General features: G+C 31.1%; 16 protein-coding genes. 11 read left to right on the top strand and 5 right to left on the bottom strand.

Annotated elements, in window-relative coordinates; translation table 11 throughout:
- Nucleotides 1–27: 27 nt before the first annotated feature.
- Nucleotides 28–654 carry a 16S rRNA (guanine(527)-N(7))-methyltransferase RsmG gene (rsmG, locus tag H574_RS0113305; RefSeq protein ID WP_027881054.1) on the bottom strand — a complete coding sequence of 209 codons (627 nt, stop codon included), beginning with the start codon at nt 652–654 and terminating at the stop codon, nt 28–30.
- A 130-nt stretch (nt 655–784) separates the two neighbouring features.
- On the opposite strand from rsmG, the gene H574_RS0113300 reads away from it, so the two are divergent.
- The 3 genes from H574_RS0113300 (at nt 785) to H574_RS0113285 (ending at nt 6,272) form a co-directional block, all read left to right on the top strand.
- Nucleotides 785–1,888, top strand: coding sequence for a fatty acid desaturase family protein (locus H574_RS0113300; protein ID WP_027881053.1), 1,104 nt, complete (start codon nt 785–787; stop codon nt 1,886–1,888).
- 1 nt (nt 1,889) lies between these two features.
- Nucleotides 1,890–3,080 carry a pyridoxal phosphate-dependent aminotransferase gene (locus tag H574_RS0113295; protein WP_027881052.1) on the top strand — a complete coding sequence of 397 codons (1,191 nt, stop codon included), beginning with the start codon at nt 1,890–1,892 and terminating at the stop codon, nt 3,078–3,080.
- Between the two features lie 480 nt (nt 3,081–3,560).
- Nucleotides 3,561–6,272 (top strand): T9SS type B sorting domain-containing protein, encoded by a 2,712-nt coding sequence (locus tag H574_RS0113285; protein ID WP_081653216.1) that lies wholly within the window; start codon nt 3,561–3,563, stop codon nt 6,270–6,272.
- On the opposite strand, the gene H574_RS0113280 is transcribed toward H574_RS0113285, so the two are convergent.
- The gene (locus H574_RS0113280; RefSeq protein ID WP_027881049.1) at nt 6,273–7,778 is read right to left on the bottom strand and encodes a TrkH family potassium uptake protein; all 1,506 of its coding nucleotides are present in this window, start codon (nt 7,776–7,778) and stop codon (nt 6,273–6,275) included.
- Between the two features lie 4 nt (nt 7,779–7,782).
- A complete protein-coding gene (gene trkA, locus H574_RS0113275; RefSeq protein ID WP_027881048.1) occupies nt 7,783–9,132 on the bottom strand; it encodes a Trk system potassium transporter TrkA in 1,350 nt (449 codons plus the stop codon).
- A gap of 118 nt (nt 9,133–9,250) precedes the next feature.
- Here trkA and ubiE point away from each other — a divergent pair, with 118 nt between their 5' ends.
- Entirely contained in the window at nt 9,251–9,979 is a 729-nt protein-coding gene (gene ubiE / locus H574_RS0113270; RefSeq protein WP_027881047.1) for a bifunctional demethylmenaquinone methyltransferase/2-methoxy-6-polyprenyl-1,4-benzoquinol methylase UbiE, read from the top strand.
- A gap of 5 nt (nt 9,980–9,984) precedes the next feature.
- Nucleotides 9,985–10,704 (top strand): type IX secretion/gliding motility protein PorT/SprT, encoded by a 720-nt coding sequence (gene porT / locus H574_RS0113265; RefSeq protein ID WP_027881046.1) that lies wholly within the window; start codon nt 9,985–9,987, stop codon nt 10,702–10,704.
- A gap of 4 nt (nt 10,705–10,708) precedes the next feature.
- On the opposite strand, the gene H574_RS0113260 is transcribed toward porT, so the two are convergent.
- Entirely contained in the window at nt 10,709–11,425 is a 717-nt protein-coding gene (locus tag H574_RS0113260) for a TrmH family RNA methyltransferase (RefSeq protein ID WP_027881045.1), read from the bottom strand.
- A gap of 150 nt (nt 11,426–11,575) precedes the next feature.
- Between H574_RS0113260 and tamL the strand changes: the two genes are divergently transcribed.
- From tamL to accD, 3 genes are all read left to right on the top strand, one after another.
- Nucleotides 11,576–14,107, top strand: a complete 2,532-nt coding sequence (tamL, locus tag H574_RS0113255; RefSeq protein WP_027881044.1) for a translocation and assembly module lipoprotein TamL — start codon at nt 11,576–11,578, stop codon at nt 14,105–14,107.
- A gap of 111 nt (nt 14,108–14,218) precedes the next feature.
- Entirely contained in the window at nt 14,219–15,286 is a 1,068-nt protein-coding gene (gene fbaA, locus H574_RS0113245) for a class II fructose-bisphosphate aldolase (protein WP_027881043.1), read from the top strand.
- A gap of 229 nt (nt 15,287–15,515) precedes the next feature.
- The gene (gene accD, locus H574_RS0113240; RefSeq protein WP_027881042.1) at nt 15,516–16,373 is read left to right on the top strand and encodes an acetyl-CoA carboxylase, carboxyltransferase subunit beta; all 858 of its coding nucleotides are present in this window, start codon (nt 15,516–15,518) and stop codon (nt 16,371–16,373) included.
- Nucleotides 16,374–16,431: 58 nt separating this feature from the next.
- Here accD and H574_RS0113235 read toward each other — a convergent pair whose 3' ends face one another.
- Nucleotides 16,432–17,529 (bottom strand): sensor histidine kinase, encoded by a 1,098-nt coding sequence (locus H574_RS0113235; RefSeq protein WP_027881041.1) that lies wholly within the window; start codon nt 17,527–17,529, stop codon nt 16,432–16,434.
- 203 nt (nt 17,530–17,732) lie between these two features.
- Here H574_RS0113235 and rpsO point away from each other — a divergent pair, with 203 nt between their 5' ends.
- The 3 genes from rpsO to H574_RS0113220 all read left to right on the top strand — a co-directional run bounded on the left by rpsO (nt 17,733) and on the right by H574_RS0113220 (nt 21,907).
- The gene (rpsO, locus tag H574_RS0113230; protein WP_027881040.1) at nt 17,733–18,002 is read left to right on the top strand and encodes a 30S ribosomal protein S15; all 270 of its coding nucleotides are present in this window, start codon (nt 17,733–17,735) and stop codon (nt 18,000–18,002) included.
- A gap of 157 nt (nt 18,003–18,159) precedes the next feature.
- Nucleotides 18,160–20,385, top strand: coding sequence for a polyribonucleotide nucleotidyltransferase (locus H574_RS0113225; protein ID WP_027881039.1), 2,226 nt, complete (start codon nt 18,160–18,162; stop codon nt 20,383–20,385).
- Between the two features lie 112 nt (nt 20,386–20,497).
- The gene (locus tag H574_RS0113220) at nt 20,498–21,907 is read left to right on the top strand and encodes a glycosyltransferase family 2 protein (RefSeq protein WP_240471274.1); all 1,410 of its coding nucleotides are present in this window, start codon (nt 20,498–20,500) and stop codon (nt 21,905–21,907) included.
- Nucleotides 21,908–21,970 lie beyond the last annotated feature (63 nt).

Raw genomic sequence — 21,970 nt, 5'->3', positions numbered from 1 at the left:
CTTTTCGATCTGAAAAGGCTTTTTTATTTATTTCCATTTTAATGGTAGATGAACTACTTTTTTGGTTTCGAAAAAATCTTCTTCAAAAAAGTCTGATATATTATAAATAGTCGTGGTTTGATAATCTTTTAATTCTTCAGTTAAATCACCACCTTTTAAATAAATAATTCCATTTTTTAAATCATTATTCTGTGGTTTAGCTATCTTACCCTTTACCCAATGTACAAAAGTTGGCATTGCAGCAACTGCACGACTAATAATAAAATCGTAAGTTTCATTAATCTCTTCAACTCTAGTATGTGTTACTTTTACATTTTCAAGCTCTAAACCAGCCATTACTTCTCTTACAACATTTAGTTTTTTATTAATACTATCTACTAAATGAAATTGACAATTAGGAAATAAAATAGCCAACGGTATACCCGGAAAACCGCCACCAGTACCAACATCCATCAAAGAACTTCCGTCTTTAAAATTTATAACTTTTGCAATAGCTAATGAGTGTAAAACGTGTCTTAAATACAATTCGTCAATATCTTTTCTTGATACGACGTTTATCTTTAAGTTCCAATCTTTATATAAATCTTCTAAAGCTTCAAATTGAGCAATTTGTTTCTCTGTTAAATCAGGAAAATATTTTAAAATGAGTTCCATGGGTTGTATAAAATTTAGGCAAAAATAGACATTTAACACTAAAACATTGCGCTTGCTTTTACATATTTACATATCTTTACAGCCAATAAAATTTGGCTCTTACACGTTATAAAATAAATAATTAATAGCAATGACAAAGCAAACACTTTCTTTTTCAAGAACAGATTCTGCAAACTTTTTTAGAACACTTAACAAAAGAGTAAACAAGTATTTTAAAGAAAACAACATTAAACGTACAGGAGACTGGCGTATTTGGCTTAAAACCATAGTTATGTTTACTATGTTTTTAGCTCCATATTTTTTAATTATGACCTTAAACATTCCTGGTTGGGCTCAATTACTTTTAACTATTGTTATGGGTATTGGTATGGCTGGAGTTGGTATGAATGTGATGCACGATGGTAACCATGGTTCTTTTTCTAATAAAGAATGGGTTAACCGTTTAATGGGAAGCAGCATTTACATTTTAGCCGGTAATGTTTACAACTGGCAAGTACAACACAACGTTTTACATCATACTTACACAAATATTCATGGACATGATGAAGACTTAGAAGCAGGTCGTATTTTACGTTTTTCTGAACATACAGAATGGAGAAAACACCATAAGTTTCAACACTACTACTCTATCTTACTATATGGTTTATTAACCATTAATTGGGCAATTACTACAGATTGGCAACAAATGAAACGTTACATGAAACGTAAATTAGCCTATGGAAAATTTCCTAATCCTGTTTGGAACTGGAGTAAACTAGTAATTTCAAAATTAGTTTATATCGCTATTTGGATTATTATTCCTTTAGTATTTTTTGATCTTGCTTGGTGGAAGGTTCTTTTAGGCTTCTTCATCATGCATTATACAGCTGGTTTGATTTTAAGTGTTGTATTTCAATTAGCGCACGTTATGGATGAGGCTGAAATGCCATTACCAGAAAAAGATGGAACAATGAAAAACACTTGGGCAATTCACCAGTTAAAAACCACAGTTAATTTTGGCGCAAAAAGCAAAATTATTAACTGGTTTACAGGAGGTTTAAATCATCAGGTTGAACATCATATATTCCCAAATATTAGTCACGTTCACTACGGTAAAATTTCCGAAATAGTAAAAAATACCGCTAAAGAGTTTAATTTACCTTACAACGAATATAAAACAACACGTAAAGCTGTTATTGCTCATTTTAAATTTTTAAAAGAAATGGGGCAAAGACCAAACACTATACAAGCATAAGATGAATCAACCACTTTCTAACCGAATTTTAAACATGTCTACTTCTGCTACTTTGGCTATGGCGGCTAAAGCAAGAGAATTAAGAGGAGAAGGCAAAGATATTATTGGACTTAGTTTAGGCGAACCTGACTTTAATACTCCAGATTTTATTAAAGACGCTGCCATACAAGCTATTAATGACAATTATAATTCTTACACACCAGTAGACGGTTACCAAGAGTTAAAAGAAGCTATAATTACTAAGTTTAAACGTGATAATAATCTTACTTACACATTACCACAAATAGTTGTTTCTACAGGAGCTAAACAATGCTTAGCCAATGTAGCTGCGGTAATGTTAAATGAAGGTGACGAAGTTATTTTACCTTGTCCTTATTGGGTAAGCTACTCTGACATTGTAAAGCTAAATGGAGGCATACCAGTAGAAGTACCAACAACTATTGATACAGATTTTAAAATGACTCCAGCTCAATTAGAAGCTGCTATCACACCAAAAACTAAAATGATTTGGTTTAGCTCTCCTTGTAACCCAAGTGGATCAATCTATAGCAAAGAAGAATTAGAAAGTTTAGCTGAAGTTTTAAAAAAACATCCTAATATTTATGTAGTTTCAGATGAGATTTATGAGCACATCAACTACACAAACTCTTCCCATGCAAGTATGGCTAGTGTAGACGGTATGTTTGAAAAAACAATAACAGTAAACGGCGTATCTAAAGCATTTGCTATGACCGGATGGCGTATTGGTTACATTGGCGCTCCAGATTGGATAGCTCGTGCATGTAATAAAATGCAAGGTCAAGTTACTAGTGGCGCTAACTGTATTGCTCAACGTGCTGTTATTACTGCATTAAATGCAGACCCAAGCGCTGTCAAATTTATGATAGACGAGTTTAAGGTACGTCGCGACTTAGTTTTAGATTTACTTAGTGACATTGAAGGCTTTAACACCAATGTACCAGAAGGCGCTTTTTATGTTTTCCCTAATGTATCTTATTTTTTCGGAAAAACGTTAAAAGGAAAAACAATTAATAACGCTACGGATTTTTCTTTATTCTTATTAGAAGAAGCTCTAGTAGCAACAGTAACAGGTGATGCGTTTGGTAATCCTGACTGTATCCGTATCAGCTATGCTGCAAGTCAAGAACAAATTAAAGAAGCAATACAGAGAATTAAAGAAGCTGTTAGCTAAAATTTTTTATAATATATAACCATAAAGCCCTTAATTTTTTAAGGGCTTTTTTTTACGAATAATAATAGAGAATTAAAATTAAAAGAAACATTATTAACAAAAGAGAAACAATTTGTTTTTTCCTTCTAACTCTATGCTCTCTTCTCATTTTTTTTCTAATATTTTGACAATATTGTGTGTTTAAAATTAAGTGATCAAACTTTTCTTTTTCCACTTTATTATGCTTACTTCTTTTATACACAAACTTCTCTCTCTTATTATTTTTTAATAAGTTTCTATTGTTTTTAATTACAGAAGAAGATGAACCACCAAACATAATAGTTGACATTTATAGTTAAACAAACCCTTTATATATAAGTAGCTATTTCGCCTAAAAAGTTACATATCAATCAATTATAAAAACAAAACCTTTTTTTTCAATATCAAATTAATTTCTTTTTTCTATCTTAGTATTTCATTGCTATTAAAAAGAAAAAATTCATGAAATATTTACAATGTAAATACAAATTCCTATTTGTATTACTTTTCATTTACAGCTATTCCTTTTATGCTCAAAACGAGACTAATAACTGGTATTTTGGGGAATATTCTGGCTTAGACTTTAACTTTGCTCAAGTAAATATTCAATATGACAGTAGCATGTCTACTCCTGCAGGTTGCTCTAGTATATCTGATAGAGATGGAAATTTAATGTTTTATACCAATGGTCAAACCGTTTGGAATAAGAATCATGAAATAATGGATAATGGTGAAGGGCTAAATGCCGAAATAGATAACAACCAATCCAGTATAATTATTCCAGATCCAAATAATGACAATATATACTTTATTCTTACTACAAAAATTAGCACAAGTGGCGGTGGGATATTTTTTTCTAAAGTAGTGTTTAGTAACCAAAATCCTTTAGGCGTTGTAACAGACAAAAATGTTACAATTACTACGTCTTCTACTGAACGAATCACTGCTGTTTACTCACCTGAGACTAACTCTGTTAAAGCTGTCGGAATAGGCAAAACAAACCCAAATAACGACAACTATAATGCTTTTTTTGTTATTACTGTCGGTGCTTACGGAGCATTTATTGACTCTTTAGCCTATCTATCCAATTACATAGTTTTAGATGAACCGTTTGAAAACACTTTAGGACCAATTAAATTTTCACCAAATGGAGAGTATATTGCTGTGGGAGATATCAGAACATCTACTTTCGTAAAACTATATAGTTTTAATATGGATAATGATGATATCAACCAATTAAGCTCTATAAATGCAGGCTATATTTTTACTCCTGTTAATGTTGAAGGTATTGAGTTTTCTGCAGACTCTAAAATATTATATTTTTCAGGTAATTTTAATGGAAATGGTTTTTTACACAAATACTTTATTGACGTAAACCAGCCATTTAACGATAAAGTTTTAATCGAATTTTCCAACAGAAGAAGTTTTGGTAACCTACAATTAGCAAGTAACTCTAAAATTTATATGACTAATTATTTAGCAGATAGACAACCCTACTCTCTTAAGCATCTAAGTGTAATAAATAATCCGGAAGATTTTGATAATATAGAATATAATCCTTCTCAAATAATATTTGAAGACTCAAGAACAACGCAAGGATTACCAAACTTTGTAACATCATATTTTAGAAATAGAATTATTGTAAAAAATGACTGTTTTTATACCACTCTTAACTTTTCTTTAGATGCTTATGCAACAATTACAAGTGCTACATGGGATTTTGGTGATGGCACAACAGGCACTGGTTTAAACCCATCACATCAATATCAAGAAGCAGGGACTTACATTGTTAAAGCAGTGATAACAGTTGGATCAAAAGTTATTGATTTATACAAAGAGGTTATAGCTTATCCAGTTATAAATCTTGAAGATTCTTACTCGATGTTACAATGTGATAACGACTTTGACGAAACATCTATATTTAATTTAAACGAAGTGCACTATGGTTTTGATATTGATGAATTAAACGAAGAAATAACTGATGGTTATCAACTAAATTTTTACACATCTATACAAGATGCTGAAAATGGTACAAATGAAATTGAAAATCCTGAAGCTTTTGAAAACACAACTAATCCACAAGAAATATTTGTTAAGATTACAACAGACAGAAACTGCGAAAACATTCAAAGTTTTTATATAGAAACACAATTTCAACCACTTGTAACAATTTCACCTTATATAGTTTGCGAAGATTCTGACGATGTTACTAATAATAATTTAGGCTATTTTGATTTTAATGAAAAAATGGATGAAATAAATACTTTATTAAACGTTTCAGAAACAGATCAAATTAGTTTTTACGATTCATATAATAACGCATTAACAAATAATAATCCGTTAGAAAGTGAGTACACATCAAGTAGTGGAGCTATTTGGATTATAGTTAGAGACGAAAACGGTAGTTGTGGTAGAATAGCTACTATGGATTTAATAGTTAATTCTTCAATAAACCTAGATATACAAGACTCATATCTATTATGCTATTTACAAGACAATCCAATATTAGATGGAAACAGCTCTAATAACACATGGACATGGTCTGATAGTAGCGGAAACATATTATCTACACAAAGACTATTTCAAATACAATCCTCAGGCGATTATAATGTTACAGTTACCAAAACAGAAAATGGATTAACCTGTTCTTACTCTAAAGATTTTACTGTACAAGAGCCTGAAAATGTTACTTTTAATAATATATCTATAGATGGCACAACACTTTATGTATCTGTTGATGGAAATAGTCTATATGAGTTTTCTTTAGACGACCAAACTTATGTTGGACAAGGAAACAATTATGTATTTCAAAATGTAACACCTGGTGTTATTGATGTTTATGTAAGAGATATTAATGATTGCGAAAGACCTATTAATACTCAGTTTTCATATATATTTTTCCCAAAATTCTTCACACCTAATAATGATAGAATTAACGATAAATGGATAGTTTATGGTATAAACGATAATCTATACAAAAAAGTAGAAATTACGATTTATGACAGGTATGGTAAAAGATTATATAATTATAGCCTAAAGACTATTAGACATGGTTGGGATGGCAAATACAATGGAACATTATTGCCTAATTCTGACTATTGGTATAAAGCAACATTAATTGACAAAAATGACCAAATAATTGAAAAATCTGGGCATTTTACCTTGAAAAGGTAACTACCTATTTCTCCAAAAAAACGGTGTAAATAAAATTAGCACAGTAAATAATTCTAAACGACCAATTAACATCAAAAAGCTAGACCACCAAAGTCCAATTGGTGGCAATGCTGCATAATTATTTACTGGTCCAAAAACACCTAAAGCAGGACCAACATTTCCTAAACTAGAAGCTGCAATACCTATAGAAGACTCAAAATCAAATCCCATCATAGAAAAACCTAATGCACCTGTAATGAAAGAAATCATGTAAAGAATAAAAAATCCAAGGATGTTAAATACAATAATACCAGAGACCGATTTACGGTTATATCTAACAGGCAAAATAGCGTTTGGGTGCAGTGTTCTTTTAAATTCTAAGAAACCGTTTTTTATCATTACTAAATGACGTACTACTTTAACTCCACCTGAAGTACTGCCTGCAGATCCACCCAAGAACATTAAACCAAAAAACATAACTGTTAAAAATGGTGTCCATAAAGAATAATCTGCACTAATAAAACCTGTAGTAGTCACAACTGTTAACACCTGAAATAAAGCATGTCTAAAAGCACTTTCTCCTTCTCCTAATACTTGTGGATGAGATATGCTTGACATTGAAATATCTGCTTTAAAATAAATTAAAAGAGAAGCAACTAGTGTAAAAACTGCTATAAATTTAAAATACAACTTAAACTCCTCATCCTTAATTATCTTTTGCACTTTTCCTTTAAACGCATAATAACTTAAAACAAAGTTAGTACCCGCTAAGAACATAAATAATATTATGATGTATTGAATTAAAGGATTATCATTCCAATAGGCAACACTTGCATTTTTAGTTGAAAAACCTCCTGTAGAAAGCGTACTCATTGAATGGTTAATAGCGTCAAAAAAGCTCATTCCTGCAACTTTAAGCAAAATTGTTTCAGCTGCTGTATATCCAAAATAAATTAGCCATAATCTTTTAGCTGTGTCTGTAATACGAGGATGTAATTTGTCTGCGCTTGGTCCTGGTGCTTCGGCAGCAAACAACTGCATTCCTCCAATTCCTAATAAAGGAAGAATTGCAACTGCTAAAACGATAATTCCCATACCACCAATCCAATGGGTTAGGCTTCTCCAAAACAGAACACCTTTTGGCACGACTTCTATATCATTTAAAATAGACGCTCCTGTTGTAGTAAAACCAGACATAGTTTCAAAAAAAGCGCTAGTAAAGTTGGGTATTGCTCCAGTTGCAACATAAGGTATTGCTCCAGAAAGAGACATTACAACCCAACCAAAAGCTACTACAATATAACCTTCTCGTTTATTCATCTCTTTATTATGGTTACGATGATGTAACATTCCAAAGAGACCAAAAATTAAGGTTACAATTCCTGAAAGAAAAATTTGTAACGTTACTCCATCTTGATAAATCAAACTTACCAAAGAGGATAATAACATAAAACCACCATTAAAAACTAATAGTAGCCCAAAAAAATAAAATATAATTTTATAGTTAAGATGAAGTCGCTTTCTCATGTAATTACAAGAATAATTTTTCTACTTCTTTAATAGATCTTGGCAAACAACAAACAACAATGTAATCTCCTTCTTTTACTTTAAATCCTCCTAAGGCTATTAATCCTTCTCCATTTCTAATAACACCACCGACAATTGCAGATCTAGGAAACTCTACATTTTTAATTAATTTATTGCAAATTTTTGATGTTGGCTTGACTTTAAACTCTAACAACTCTGCATTCATGTTGTTTAGTTTTGTCATTGCTATTACTTCTCCTTTACGTATATATCTAAATATATTGTTGGCTGCTAGAAGTTTTTTGTTAATAAGTGTATCTATTCCTATGGATTGAGATAATTCAAAATAATCCATATTTTCTACTAAAGCAATTGTCTTTCTTACACCTTTTGACTTAGCTACTAAGCAAGACATAATATTGGTTTCAGAGTTACCAGTTACCGATATAAATGCATCCATATCGTTAATATTTTCTTCTTCAAGTAACTCTACATTACGTCCGTCACCATTTATAACTAATACTTTTGGCAGCTCATCTGCTAGATCAAAAGCACTATCTTTATTGTTTTCTATAAGCTTAACATTAAACCCATTTGCAGATAAATCTCTACTAGTTTTAAATCCTATTTTACTACCGCCAAGAATCATTACATCTTTAATTGATGCATTAGTTTTACCTGTCATTTTACACAATTCTTGATCTCCACCTTCACTAGTAATAAACACTACGCTATCTCCTTCTCTAAACTCGGTATCACCACGAGGAATAATTGTGTATTGAGTTCCAAAACGTTGTATTGCTATAGGCACAAAATGAATTTCTGAAAACAATTGTCCTGCCTCTTTTACAGTTTTACCAACAAAATTAGCTGTTCTAGATAACGTTAAACTCACCATAGTTAATGCACCGTCTTCAAACTCATAACTATCTTTAAAAGCCGATTGATTTAAAAGTAATTCTATCTCTGATGCTGCTAAACTTTCTGGAGAAATTAGCTCGTCAATTCCAAATCTTGTAAAACCAACTTCATCTTTATGCTTAATAAACTCGGTATTAGAAATTCTTGCAATTGTTCTTTTTGTTCCTAATTGTTTAGCAAGGACACAAGCTGTAATATTTGTAGTTTCTGAAGCGGTTACACCTATAAATAAATCTGATGCTTCTACCCTAGATTCTTTTAAAATGGCAATAGATGTTGCATCACCTTTAATAACCTTAATATCAAGATGGTTATCTGCGTAAGTTAAGCTTTCTCTATCGGTATCAATTAAAGTAATTTCTTGAGACTCGTAAGACAGTAATTTTGCTAAATGAAATCCAACTTCACCTGCTCCTGCAATAATTATTTTCATAGATTGTATAAAATATGGGGTACAAAGATAAATATTTTAAATATTTAAGCCTTAAATAATTATCCTTTTGAAGTTTTAAGAGAATATGTAAAGCCTTATCTTTGCCAAAATTTTAGTTTTGACAAAAGTAAATCCTTATAAAAATAGTGACTTAGGCAAGAAAGAACAAGTCACAAAAATGTTTGATACAATCTCTAAAGATTATGATGGTTTAAACCGTGTTATTTCTTTTGGAATTGATATTAAATGGCGAAAAAGAGTTGTTGAAATAGTAAAAAAACAACAACCTAAAACCATTTTAGATATTGCTACAGGCACAGGTGATTTAGCTATAAATTTAGCCGAAACTTCTGCAGAAGAAATTGTTGGATTAGACATTAGTCCAGGAATGTTAGAAGTAGGAAAAGAAAAAGTTAAGGCTAAACAGTTAAACAATCGTGTTAAAATGATTATTGGCGATTCTGAAAACATGCCATTTGAAGACAACACTTTTGATGCTATAACTGTTGCTTTTGGGGTAAGAAATTTTGAAACTTTAGAAAATGGTTTAAAGGACATCTTACGCGTATTAAAACCTGGTGGTACTTTTGTAATTTTAGAAACTTCTGTGCCTACTAAATTCCCTTTTAAACAAGGCTATAAAGCCTATTCTAAATTTATCCTACCAAGCATTGGCAGACTCTTTTCTAAAGACAAAACGGCTTACAAATATTTAAGCGAAAGCGCTTCTGTTTTTCCTTATGGTGAAGCTTTAAACAATATTTTACGTAATATTGGGTTTATTAATGTGGAAGATAAACCACAAACATTTGGTGTAGCTACAATCTATACAGCATCAAAACAATAATTTACATGAAATATATTTTTTCTTTACTTTTTGTTGTATCAAGCATAACAACGTCTAATGCCCAATTATTTTCAAAAGAAAAAGTACAAAACCTACAAAGTGTAGACAAATCCACCTTAAGTTGGGGCTATTATTTAGGATTTAATAATTTAGACTTTAAATTTGATTATAACAACAATTTAGGCGACATACAAACTGAACGAAGTGTTGGTTTTAATGTAGGTTTAATTGGTAATTTACGCATTAATGATCATTTTGACTTACGTTTAGAACCTGGTTTAGTAATATCTCAACGTAACCTAAACTACTCTATTAATTACTTTGATAATTTTGAAGATGAAGTGTCTGATTCTGATTTACTACGAGAAGTAAAATCTACTTATGTATATTTTCCTTTACTTTTAAAAATTTCAACTAAGAGGATTAATAATATAAAACCTTTTATCCTAACTGGTATATCTACAGCTATTAACTTATCTAGCAACGAAAAAAATCCTGACGATAATTCTGCTGGAGAATTTAGAATGAAAAAAAACGCACAGTTTTATGAGCTTGGGTTTGGTATAGATTTTTACTTAGATCGTTTTAAGTTTACACCATCAATACGTGGTGTCTTTGCTTTAAATGACGAACTTATCAGAGATAAAGATCCAAATAGTCCTTGGACAAGTAACATAAACAAAATGCAAACTCGCGGAGTTTTTATAAATTTTACAGTTCAATAAAAATTTAATTACTCCTTCTAAACTCACTTAACAAAATAGCTCCTGCTGTAGCTACATTTAAGCTTTCTGTTTCTTGCAAATCTCCAAATCTTGGTATGCTAATGCGCTGATTTACGTGTTTTTCAATAGATTGACTAATACCATTGGCTTCATTACCTAATACTAAAATACCGTCGGCAGGTAAATTAGATGCGTAAACATTTTCACCATCCATAAAAGCTCCAAAAACAGTCTGTTTAGTTTCTTCTAAATAATGATTTAAATCTATATAAAACACATTAACACGTGTTAAACTTCCCATGGTTGCTTGCACTACTTTTGGATTAAAACAATCTACTGTTTCTTTACTACATAATAATTGTTTTACACCAAACCAATCGCAAAGTCTAATTATAGTTCCTAGATTTCCTGGATCTCTTAAAGCATCTAAAGCTACTATCAACCCTTTACTTTCTATTAAGGATAGTTTAGGAATTTCAAAAACCGCCAAAGCAGTATTTGGTGTTTTTAAAGCACTAATTTTTTTTAGTTCTGCTTCGGTTATTAGTGTTTCGTTTTTAACATTAAAAGTTTTGGTGGTAAATAAATCGACTAATTTAAATGTCGAATTTAAAAACTCATTAATCACTTTTACGCCTTCAGCAATAAATAAACCTTCTTGCTGTCTATATTTTTTTTGCTGTAAACGCGTTATATTTTTAATCTGATTTTTAGAAATCACTTTTATCTTAAATTTTTTATAAAGTAACAGAAAAAAAAGGAGTTTAGATATTTACACCTAAGCTTTATTCAATATTTAATGTATTTTTGAACTAGCCTTAAATAAGAGGCACAACTTTTGATTAAAATTGCTTAGCTTTTTAAAACATCATTGAAAACATTTCAACCAAAAATAATCGTTTTTTTATTAATTGTTACGCTATTTAACAGCTGTAATTCGGTTAAACGTGTTGGCGAAAACCAGCATCTTTTAACTGAAAACAATTTAATTATAAATGGAGAAAAAATAGCAAACGACACTATTTCTAACACTATTGTACAAAAACCAAACACTCGAATACCTTTAATAAAAACGCCTTTACGCCTATTTATTTATAATATAGCTAGACCTAATATAGATTCTATTTTAATGGAAAAGTATTACAACAATCCAGAAAAAATGGAACGCAAGTCAAAACTTCTTTCTAGAAAACAATTAGATAAACTTATAGAAAGCAAATCTAATTTTAATAAATGGATTAAAAATACAGGTGAAGCTCCAGTAGTAATCAATGAAGAGTTAACTAAAAAATCCACAAAAAATCTCGAAAACTATTATAAATCTAACGGTTGGTTTAATGTAAAAACCGATTATAAAATAAATAGAAAAGACAATAAAAGAGGAACAATTGACTATAAAATAGAAACAGGAAGTCCCTTTATTTTAGATACAGTATATGCAACAATCGCATCCCCATCAGTAAAAAAAATTTATGAAGAACATAAAAATGAAAGCTTTATAAAAGCAGGTAAACAGTTTAAAGACAATTATCTTTATAGCGAAGAAGATCGTATTACCAATCTAATGCGCAACAATGGTGTTTATCATTTTTCTCAAGATTACGTACGCTATGTATCTGATACTTTAAGAGGCAACAGCACTATGACTTTAGAAACAGTTATAGATAACCGCTTAATAAGAGAAGAAGACGAATCTAGACGAGAACCCTTTAAAATTTATAGCATAAAAGATGTAAATATCTATACCAATAGCTCTTTTAAAAACAGAAATGCAACTTTAACAGACTCTGTAAATTATGACGGTTACAATATATATAGCGTTGGTAAATTAAGATACAAACCTAAAGCTATTACTAATGCTGTTTTTATTTCGCCAAACACCATTTTTAAAGACCAAGCAAGACCATTAACATCAAGATTAATAAGCAATCTACGTACGTTTAAATACCCAAATATTGAATATGTAGAAAATCAAGATACTACGCTAACCGCAAATATTTATCTAACACCATTAAAAAAGTTTGAGTTAGGTATTAGTGCAGAAACGTTTCAAAGCAACATACAAACTGTAGGATTTTCTTTTAATCCAAGTTTATTAATTAGAAATGTGTTTAGAGGTGCAGAAACGTTAGAGCTTTCTGGATTTGCTTCTATTGGTGCTTCAAAAGATGCAAATAATGGTAATGATCAATTTTTTGATATTAATGAGCTTGGAGCTAATTTAAAACTAAGTTTCCCTAGGATATTCTTTCCTATTAATACCGAAAAGATCATTCCTAAATCCATGTTTCCTAGTACAAAAATTTCTCTTTCGGCTTCAAGCCAAACCAATATTGGTTTAGATAGACAAACCTTTACCGGCATATTTAACTACCAATGGTATCCTAGTAAAAAAGTTACAAATAGATTAGATTTTTTTAATATTCAATTTGTAAAAAACCTAAACACCGCAAACTACTTTAACGTATATCAAAACTCTTTTGATGCTTTAAATGAAATTGCTCAAAACAGTGGTTTTATAGCAACAAACCAAACCTTAGGCATACCAACACAAGCAGATAATTTTTTAAATGAAATTAGAAACGGAACATATAACAACACTTTATCTAATGACGATTTAACAGCTGCAAATGCAATTGCCGAAAGAAAAATAAGATTAACAGAAGACAACTTAATCTTCTCTACTAACTTTAATTACGTAAAAGATAGAAGAGATAATCTTTTAGATGAAGATTTTTCTATATTACGACTTAAACTAGAATTAGCAGGTAACTTCTTATCTACAGTATCTTCTTTAATTGGTGTAGAAAAAAATGACAATGATAAATACGAGCTTTTTAATGTAGCTTTTTCTCAATACGTAAAAACCGAATTTGATTATATCAAGCATTGGCGTCTAGGATACAAAAACGTTTTTGCAGTAAGAAGTTTTGTAGGTATTGCAATACCATACGGAAATTCGACCAACATACCCTTCTCTAAAAGTTTCTTTGCAGGTGGCGCTAATGACAACAGAGCTTGGACAGCATATAACTTAGGACCAGGAAGTTTAAACACGACTAACGAGTTTAATGAAGCTAACTTTAAAATTGCTCTTAGCGCAGAACAACGTTTTAACCTATTTGGTGATTTAAACGGCGCTTTATTTGTAGATGCAGGAAACATTTGGAACGTTTTTGATGATATTGAAGACGACCGTGCAACGTTTTCTGGATTTGACTCTTTAAAAGACATAGCTGTTGGTTCTGGTTTTGGATTAAGGTACGATTTTGGCTTTTTTGTACTACGTGGCGATATTGGATTTAAAACCTATAATCCTGCTTATTCAGAAGGCAATAGATGGTTTAAAGATTATAACTTCTCTAACGCGGTATATAATATTGGTATAAATTATCCTTTCTAAACAGGCTTAATTTTGCGATAACGTTTGCGTGGTTTTGTACCTAAAAACTTAAAAATAACATCTAATTTCCTTACTTTTACAAACATTACTAATTCAACAAATTAAATTAAAATGGCTCATAACATTAAACCTGGAGTTGCAACCGGAAAAGAAGTTCAAGAAATTTTTAAACTAGCTAAAGAAAAAGGCTTTGCATTACCTGCTGTTAACGTAATTGGATCTAATACAATTAATGGTGTTTTAGAAACTGCAGCAGAATTAAACGCTCCTGTTATTATACAGTTCTCAAATGGTGGTGCTCAATTTAACGCCGGTAAAGGTTTAAGTAACGAAGATCAAAAAGCTGCTATAGCTGGTAGTATTGCAGGTGCAAAACATGTACACCAAATGGCAGACGCTTATGGTGTTCCTGTAATTTTACATACAGATCACTGTGCAAAAAAATTATTACCTTGGATTGACGGATTATTAGACGCTAGTGAGCAACACTTTAAAGAAACAGGTAAACCGCTTTACAGCTCTCATATGATTGATTTAAGTGAAGAGCCTTTAGAAGAAAACATTGAAATCTGTAAAACTTATCTTGAGCGAATGAGCAAGATGGGAATGACTTTAGAAATAGAACTTGGTATTACAGGCGGTGAAGAAGATGGTGTAGACAATAGTGATGTAGACGAGTCTAAATTATACACACAACCAGAAGAAGTAGCTTACGCTTATGAAGAGTTAAGCAAAGTAAGTGATCAATTTACTATTGCTGCTGCATTTGGAAATGTACATGGAGTTTATAAACCAGGAAATGTAAAGTTAACTCCAAAAATTCTTAAAAATTCTCAAGAATATATTTCAGAAAAATATAATGTACCCCACAACCATATTGACTTCGTATTTCATGGTGGATCAGGTTCTACTTTAGAAGAAATTAGAGAAGCTATAGGTTACGGTGTTATAAAAATGAATATAGACACAGATATGCAATATGCATTTATGTCTGGTGTCAGGGATTATATGGGAGAAAAAGCAGATTATTTAAAATCTCAGATTGGTAGTCCTGATGGACCAGATTCTCCTAACAAAAAACACTATGATCCACGTGTTTGGCTACGTAAAGGAGAACAAACATTTGTAAGTCGTCTTAAACAAGCATTTGAAGATTTAAATAACGTAAATACACTTTAAACGTTAAATTTTAAAACAAATAAATCCTGCTTATATACTATAACCATTTAGTTAAGCAGGATTTTTTATATGTTTACAAGTCTAAAATTAACAGTTAAACATTTCAATTTTTTGAGATTAAATAATAAATACTGTAATTTTGTACGCTTGATTACTTAAAAACTAACTAATAGCAAAACCGGTTTTTCAAGCATAATTTTAAAACCGTAAATAAAAATCGTAAATCAATATGGCTTGGTTTAAAAGAAAAGAAAAAGGTATACAAACCTCTACAGAACAAAAAAAAGATACTCCTAAAGGCTTATGGTATAAGTCTCCAACTGGTAAAATAGTAGACTCTAAAGAATTAGAGAAAAATTTCTATGTAAGCCCAGAAGATGGATACCACGTAAGAATAGGAAGTAAAGAATATTTTGAAATTTTATTTGATGATAACAAGTTTAAAGAGCTAGATGCTAACCTAACATCTAAAGACCCTTTAAAATTTGAAGACACAAAAAAGTATCCAGACCGTTTAAAAGCTGCTGAAAAGAAAACAAATTTAAAAGACGCTGTACGTTGCGCTGTTGGTAAATCTAAAGGAAAAGATTTAGTAATTGCTTGTATGGATTTTGCTTTTATAGGTGGATCAATGGGTAGTGTTGTTGGAGAAAAAATTGCTCGTGCTGCAGATTATGCATTAAAGAAAAAACTTCCATTTATGATTATATCCAAATCTGGTGGTGCACGTATGATGGAAGCTGCTTTATCATTAATGCAATTAGCAAAAACATCTGCTAAATTAGGACAACTTGCAGATGCTGGTTTACCTTACATCTCTTTATGTACAGATCCAACAACTGGAGGTACTACTGCTTCTTTTGCGATGTTAGGAGATATAAACATTGCAGAACCAGGTGCTTTAATAGGATTTGCTGGACCACGTGTTGTACGTGATACTACAGGACAAGAGTTACCAGAAGGCTTCCAAACCTCAGAGTTTTTATTAGAGCATGGTTTCTTAGATTTTATTACACATCGTAAAGATTTAAAAAACAAAGTTAATAAGTACATAGACTTAATAACTAATCAGCCGTTAAGAGCTTAAAATATAAAAAAAAGACCTTTTTACAAAGGTCTTTTTTTTATAAATCATATATTTAATTTCATCCTTTTCTAAAGAAAATTTTAAAAGTAGTTCCTTTATCTACCTGGCTTTCAACTTCAATTTTTCCTCCCATAGACTCTACGTGATTCTTTGTTATAAATAAACCAACACCTGTTGCATCCTTGTTATAATGAAACGTTTTATAAAGTTTAAATAAACTATCTCCAAACTTATCCAAGTCTATACCTAAGCCATTATCTTTAATTTTTAAAATATTAAATTGTCCTTTTATTTCATTTTCAATAGTCACTTCTAATGGTCTTTCATTAGATCTATACTTAATAGCATTTGTCAAAAAATTAAGAATAACACTATCTAAATATGCTGGTATAGCTTTTATTTCACAATTAGCTTCAACTTTGTTTACTATTTTACAATCTATATTTTTAGCTAAAGCACTTACGTTGTAAATAGTTTTGCTAACGTATTCGCATAAATTAAGATTATCTAACTTATTTTCTTTAATTGTTTTTATTTTAGATATTTCTGTTAAATGAAGTACGGTATCATTTAAATTAGTGACCGAGTCTTTTAGCATTTTAAAATCTTCTCTAGGCTTTATTTCAGGAATATCCTCTTCAATAAAATCTACAAGCGTAGATAAATTAAATACATGAGTTTTTAAATTGTGGGTAATAATCTCTGTAAAATCAGATAAACGCTCATTTTGAATCTTTACGATATCTAGCATTGATTTTAATTTATTCTCATTTTTTATCATTTGACTTATATCTGATATTTGAGAAATAAAATATTGAGGTTTATCTAAATTGTCTTTAACTAAAGACACACTTAGCCTAGCCCAAATTACACGACCATCTTTATGAAAATATCTTTTTTTCATAGAATAGCTAGGTATAGTCCCTGATAGTAAAGATTTCATCTTAGATAAATCTATATCAAGATCATCTTTATGGGTAATCTCTTTAAAAGTCATACTATAAAGCTCTTCTTTAGTATAACCTAAAGTATTTAGCACACTAGCATTAACTTTTACCCATTCTCCCCTTAAACTAACAATAGCAATCCCTTCTTTAGCTTGGTTAAAGATATTTTCAAAAAGATCGTTTTTGACCTTTTCGATTTCGAAGTTCATAATATATTGATTTATAGCGATATAAAATTACATCATTAAGAGGTAAGTATCAAAAAAACTCGTTATAAACTCAAAAAAAATTAAAAAAATATCTAATTAGATGTTTTATACATTTAAACATAGAGTTTTAATAAAAATACTTATATTTGCCGCTCGAAAGATAACCTTTCGTGTACATAACAATCATTTACAATAATATTAGCATGTATTTATCAAAAGAAAAAAAAGAAGAAATCTTCGCAAAACACGGTAAAGGAGCAAACGATACTGGTTCTGCAGAAGGACAGATTGCATTATTCACTTACAGAATTAACCACTTAACAGAACACTTAAAAAAGAATCGTAAAGATTTTAACTCAGAGCGTTCTCTTGTAAAAATGGTAGGTAAGCGTCGTGCGCTTTTAGACTATTTAACTAAAAAAGATATCATGAGATATCGTGCAATAGTGAAAGAATTAGGATTAAGAAAATAATTAAAAAGAGGCTTCGCGCCTCTTTTTTTCATTATATAACTCGCTTTCGAACGAGTATAACTATCGGAATTGAAGAAGCTAATTATAGTTTTTCATTGGTCACACAACAACTACACAACAACACAACGACCATTGTTTAATTAGAATTAAAAAATTTATGATTCCAAAAACTTACAAAGAGGTCATTGACCTTGGGGACGGTAGAGAAATATCTATCGAAACCGGAAAACTTGCAAAACAGGCTCATGGTTCTGTTGTTGTGCAATCAGGAAAATGTATGTTATTATGTACAGTTGTTTCCAACTATAAAGCTGCAGACGTAGACTTCTTACCGTTAACAGTAGATTATAGAGAAAAATTTGCTGCTGCTGGTCGTTACCCTGGTGGTTTCTTTAAAAGAGAAGCAAGACCAAGCGACGGAGAAGTATTAACTATGCGTCTTGTGGACCGTGTTTTACGTCCATTATTCCCAAAAGATTACCACAGCGAAACTCAGGTAATGATTCAATTAATGTCTCATGACCCAGAAGTTATGCCAGACGCCATGGCTGGTTTAGCTGCATCTGCCGCTATACAATTATCAGATATTCCTTTTGAAACTCCTATTTCAGAAGTAAGAGTTGGACGTATTAATGGAGAGTTTATCATTAACCCAACATTAGCACAATTAGCAGAATCTGATATCGACATGATGATTGGTGCATCTGCTGATTCTGTAATGATGGTAGAAGGTGAAATGGATGAGATTTCTGAAGAAGAAATGACAGAAGCTATCAAAGCTGCTCACGAAGCTATTAAAATACAGTGTGAAGCACAAACAAAATTAGCTGAAGCATTTGGTAAAAAAGAAACCAGAGAATACGAACCAGAAAGAGCAGACGAAGATTTAGCTAAAAAGATCCACGATATGGCATACGATAAAGTATATGCTGTAGCAAAAGCAGGATCTTCTAAGCACGAACGTGGTGCTGCATTTGCAGAAATTAAAGAAGAAATAATCGCTTCATTCTCTCAAGAAGAAGTTGAAGATTTTGGCGATTTAATTTCAAAATATTACAGCAAAGCTGAAAAAGCTGCTGTACGTGACTTAACATTAAACGAAGGATTACGTTTAGATGGTCGTAAAACAACAGAGATTAGACCAATTTGGTGTGAGGTAGATTACTTACCATCAACACATGGTTCTTCTATCTTTACTCGTGGAGAAACGCAAGCATTAGCAACCGTTACTTTAGGTACAAGTAGAGAAGCTAACCAAATAGACATGCCATCTTTTGAAGGTGAAGAGCGTTTCTATTTACACTATAACTTCCCTCCATTTTCAACAGGTGAAGCAAGACCTATTAGAGGTACTTCTAGACGTGAAGTTGGACACGGTAACTTAGCGCAACGTGCTTTAAAAGGTATGGTACCAGAAGATTGTCCATATACAGTACGTGTAGTATCAGAAGTATTAGAATCTAACGGTTCTTCTTCTATGGCAACAGTTTGTGCTGGTACTATGGCACTTATGGATGCTGGTGTAAAATTAAAGAAACCTGTTTCTGGTATTGCAATGGGATTAATTACAGATACAGAATCTGGTAAATACGCTGTATTATCTGATATTTTAGGGGACGAAGATCACTTAGGAGATATGGACTTTAAAGTAACTGGTACCGCAGATGGTATTACTGCTTGCCAAATGGATATAAAGGTTAAAGGATTATCATATGAGATTTTAGTAAATGCACTAAAACAAGCTCGCGATGGTCGTTTACACATCTTAAGCAAATTAACAGATACTATTGCAGAACCTAATACAGATGTTAAAGATCATGCTCCAAAAATGGTAACAAGACGTATTCCTAATGAATTTATTGGAGCACTTATTGGACCTGGCGGTAAGAACATTCAAGAGTTACAAAAAGAAACAGAAACAACTATCGTTATCAACGAAGATCCTGTTACAGAAGAAGGAATTGTTGAAGTTTTAGGAGTTGGCTCAAAAGGTATAGATGCTGTTTTAGCTCGTATTGATGCGATGTTATTTAAACCAGAAGTTGGTAGCATCTACGAAGTAAAAGTGATTAAAATGCTAGATTTTGGAGCTGTTGTAGAGTATACAGAAGCACCAGGAAACGAAGTGTTATTACACGTAAGCGAATTAGCTTGGGAACGTACAGAAAATGTATCTGATGTTGTAAACATGGGAGACGTTTTTGATGTAAAATACTTTGGTATTGATCCAAGAACAAGAAAAGAAAAAGTATCTCGTAAAGCTATTTTACCAAAACCAGAAGGATGGCAAGACAGACCTAAGCGCGATAACAATAAAGGTGGAAATCGTGAACGCAACAACAAACGTGACGACAGAAAACCTAGAAATGACAAAAAAGACTAATTCTTTTTTAAAAACTAAAAAATTAAACCTCGTAATTCTTTACGAGGTTTTTTTATAAAGTTTTCTTAAAAATTAATTTACCAAAGTCTGCACTTTAGATTAAGGCGTAAATATGATAAACAATCATTTATTTATGCACAACTCAACACTTAACCAAAACAAATTTTTCAAATCAATTAAAAAACTTTTATCTACTCCAATAACCAAAACTGAAAACACTCAAAATAGAGCGATATTAATAAGTTCGTTTATTTTTATTGCTTTTGGACTGTACTTACTTTCTATCTTTTATGCAGACTTAGAGACATTCAATAATAATAGAAAAGAATCTTTATTGGGTCTAAGCTTTCTCATCATTGCTACTTCATTATTTATATACAAAGCGTTTTTTTTCATATATACCACATATAACTATTTTAAATATAAACCTATAGCATCTGTTAAAGATCAAAGTTTACCAACATGCACAGTAATCATTCCTGCATATAACGAAGGTAAACAAGTGTATGATACATTAATAAGCATTTCAAAAAGTGATTATCCAAAAAACAAACTACAATTAATAGCTATAGATGATGGTAGCTTAGACAATACTTGGTCATGGATTAAGAAAGCTAAAGAAGAGCTTAAAGATGAATTAGAAATTTTCAAGCAACCAAAAAACCAAGGAAAAAGGCATGCTCTATATCGTGGTTTTAATTTAGGTAAAGGAGACGTTTTTGTGACAATTGATAGCGACTCTATTGTAACTAAAGATACATTGCGCAACCTTGTTAGTCCATTTTCTAAAGATGAAAATTGTGCTGCTGTAGCAGGAAATATTAGAGTACTAAACAATAAAAAACGAATTATCCCTAAAATGCTAGATGTTAGTTTTGTAATGAGTTTTGAGTTTGTAAGATCTGCAGAAAGTAACTTAAACACCGTATTATGTACACCTGGTGCACTAGCAGCATACAAAAGAGATGCTGTATTAGCGTGTTTAGATAATTGGATTAATCAAAAATTTATGGGAAAACCATCTGACATTGGTGAAGATAGAGCTTTAACAAATATGATATTAAAACAAGGAAAAAATGTTCTATTTCAACGTAATGCTATTGCCTATACTAATGTTCCAGAAGAATATCCTGGACTATATAAAATGTTTATAAGATGGTCTAGAAGTAATGTAAGAGAAAATCTAGAAATGTCTAAATACGTATTTACTAATTTTAGAAAAAACAATAAACTAGGAGCAAGACTATTATTTATCAGTCAATTTTCTAATTTACTTCTAAGTTATCCATTTGTCTTATTCATGCTATTTTTTGTAATGGTTCATCCTTTATTATTTTTAGGTACTACTCTATTTAGTATTTTAATAATTTCATCATTCTCATTACTGTTCTTTTTTACTAGATATAAATCACTACAAGGGTTTTGGGCATTTACATATAGCATTGTGTACACATTTGCATTGTTCTGGATAACTCCTTATGCAATAGCAACAGCTAGAAAACCTGGTTGGTTAACACGCTAGTTAATATTAAAATAATTAATTGGCACAGACTATAATTTAAACTGACAAAACCTCATTTTTGCG

Origin of the sequence: Mesoflavibacter zeaxanthinifaciens DSM 18436 (genome assembly GCF_000422365.1) — a bacterium.
In the GTDB taxonomy this organism is placed as follows: Bacteria; Bacteroidota; Bacteroidia; order Flavobacteriales; family Flavobacteriaceae; genus Mesoflavibacter; species Mesoflavibacter zeaxanthinifaciens.
Note: the sequence above shows the minus strand (reverse complement) of the source record. Positions and strands in the feature narration are given on the sequence as shown.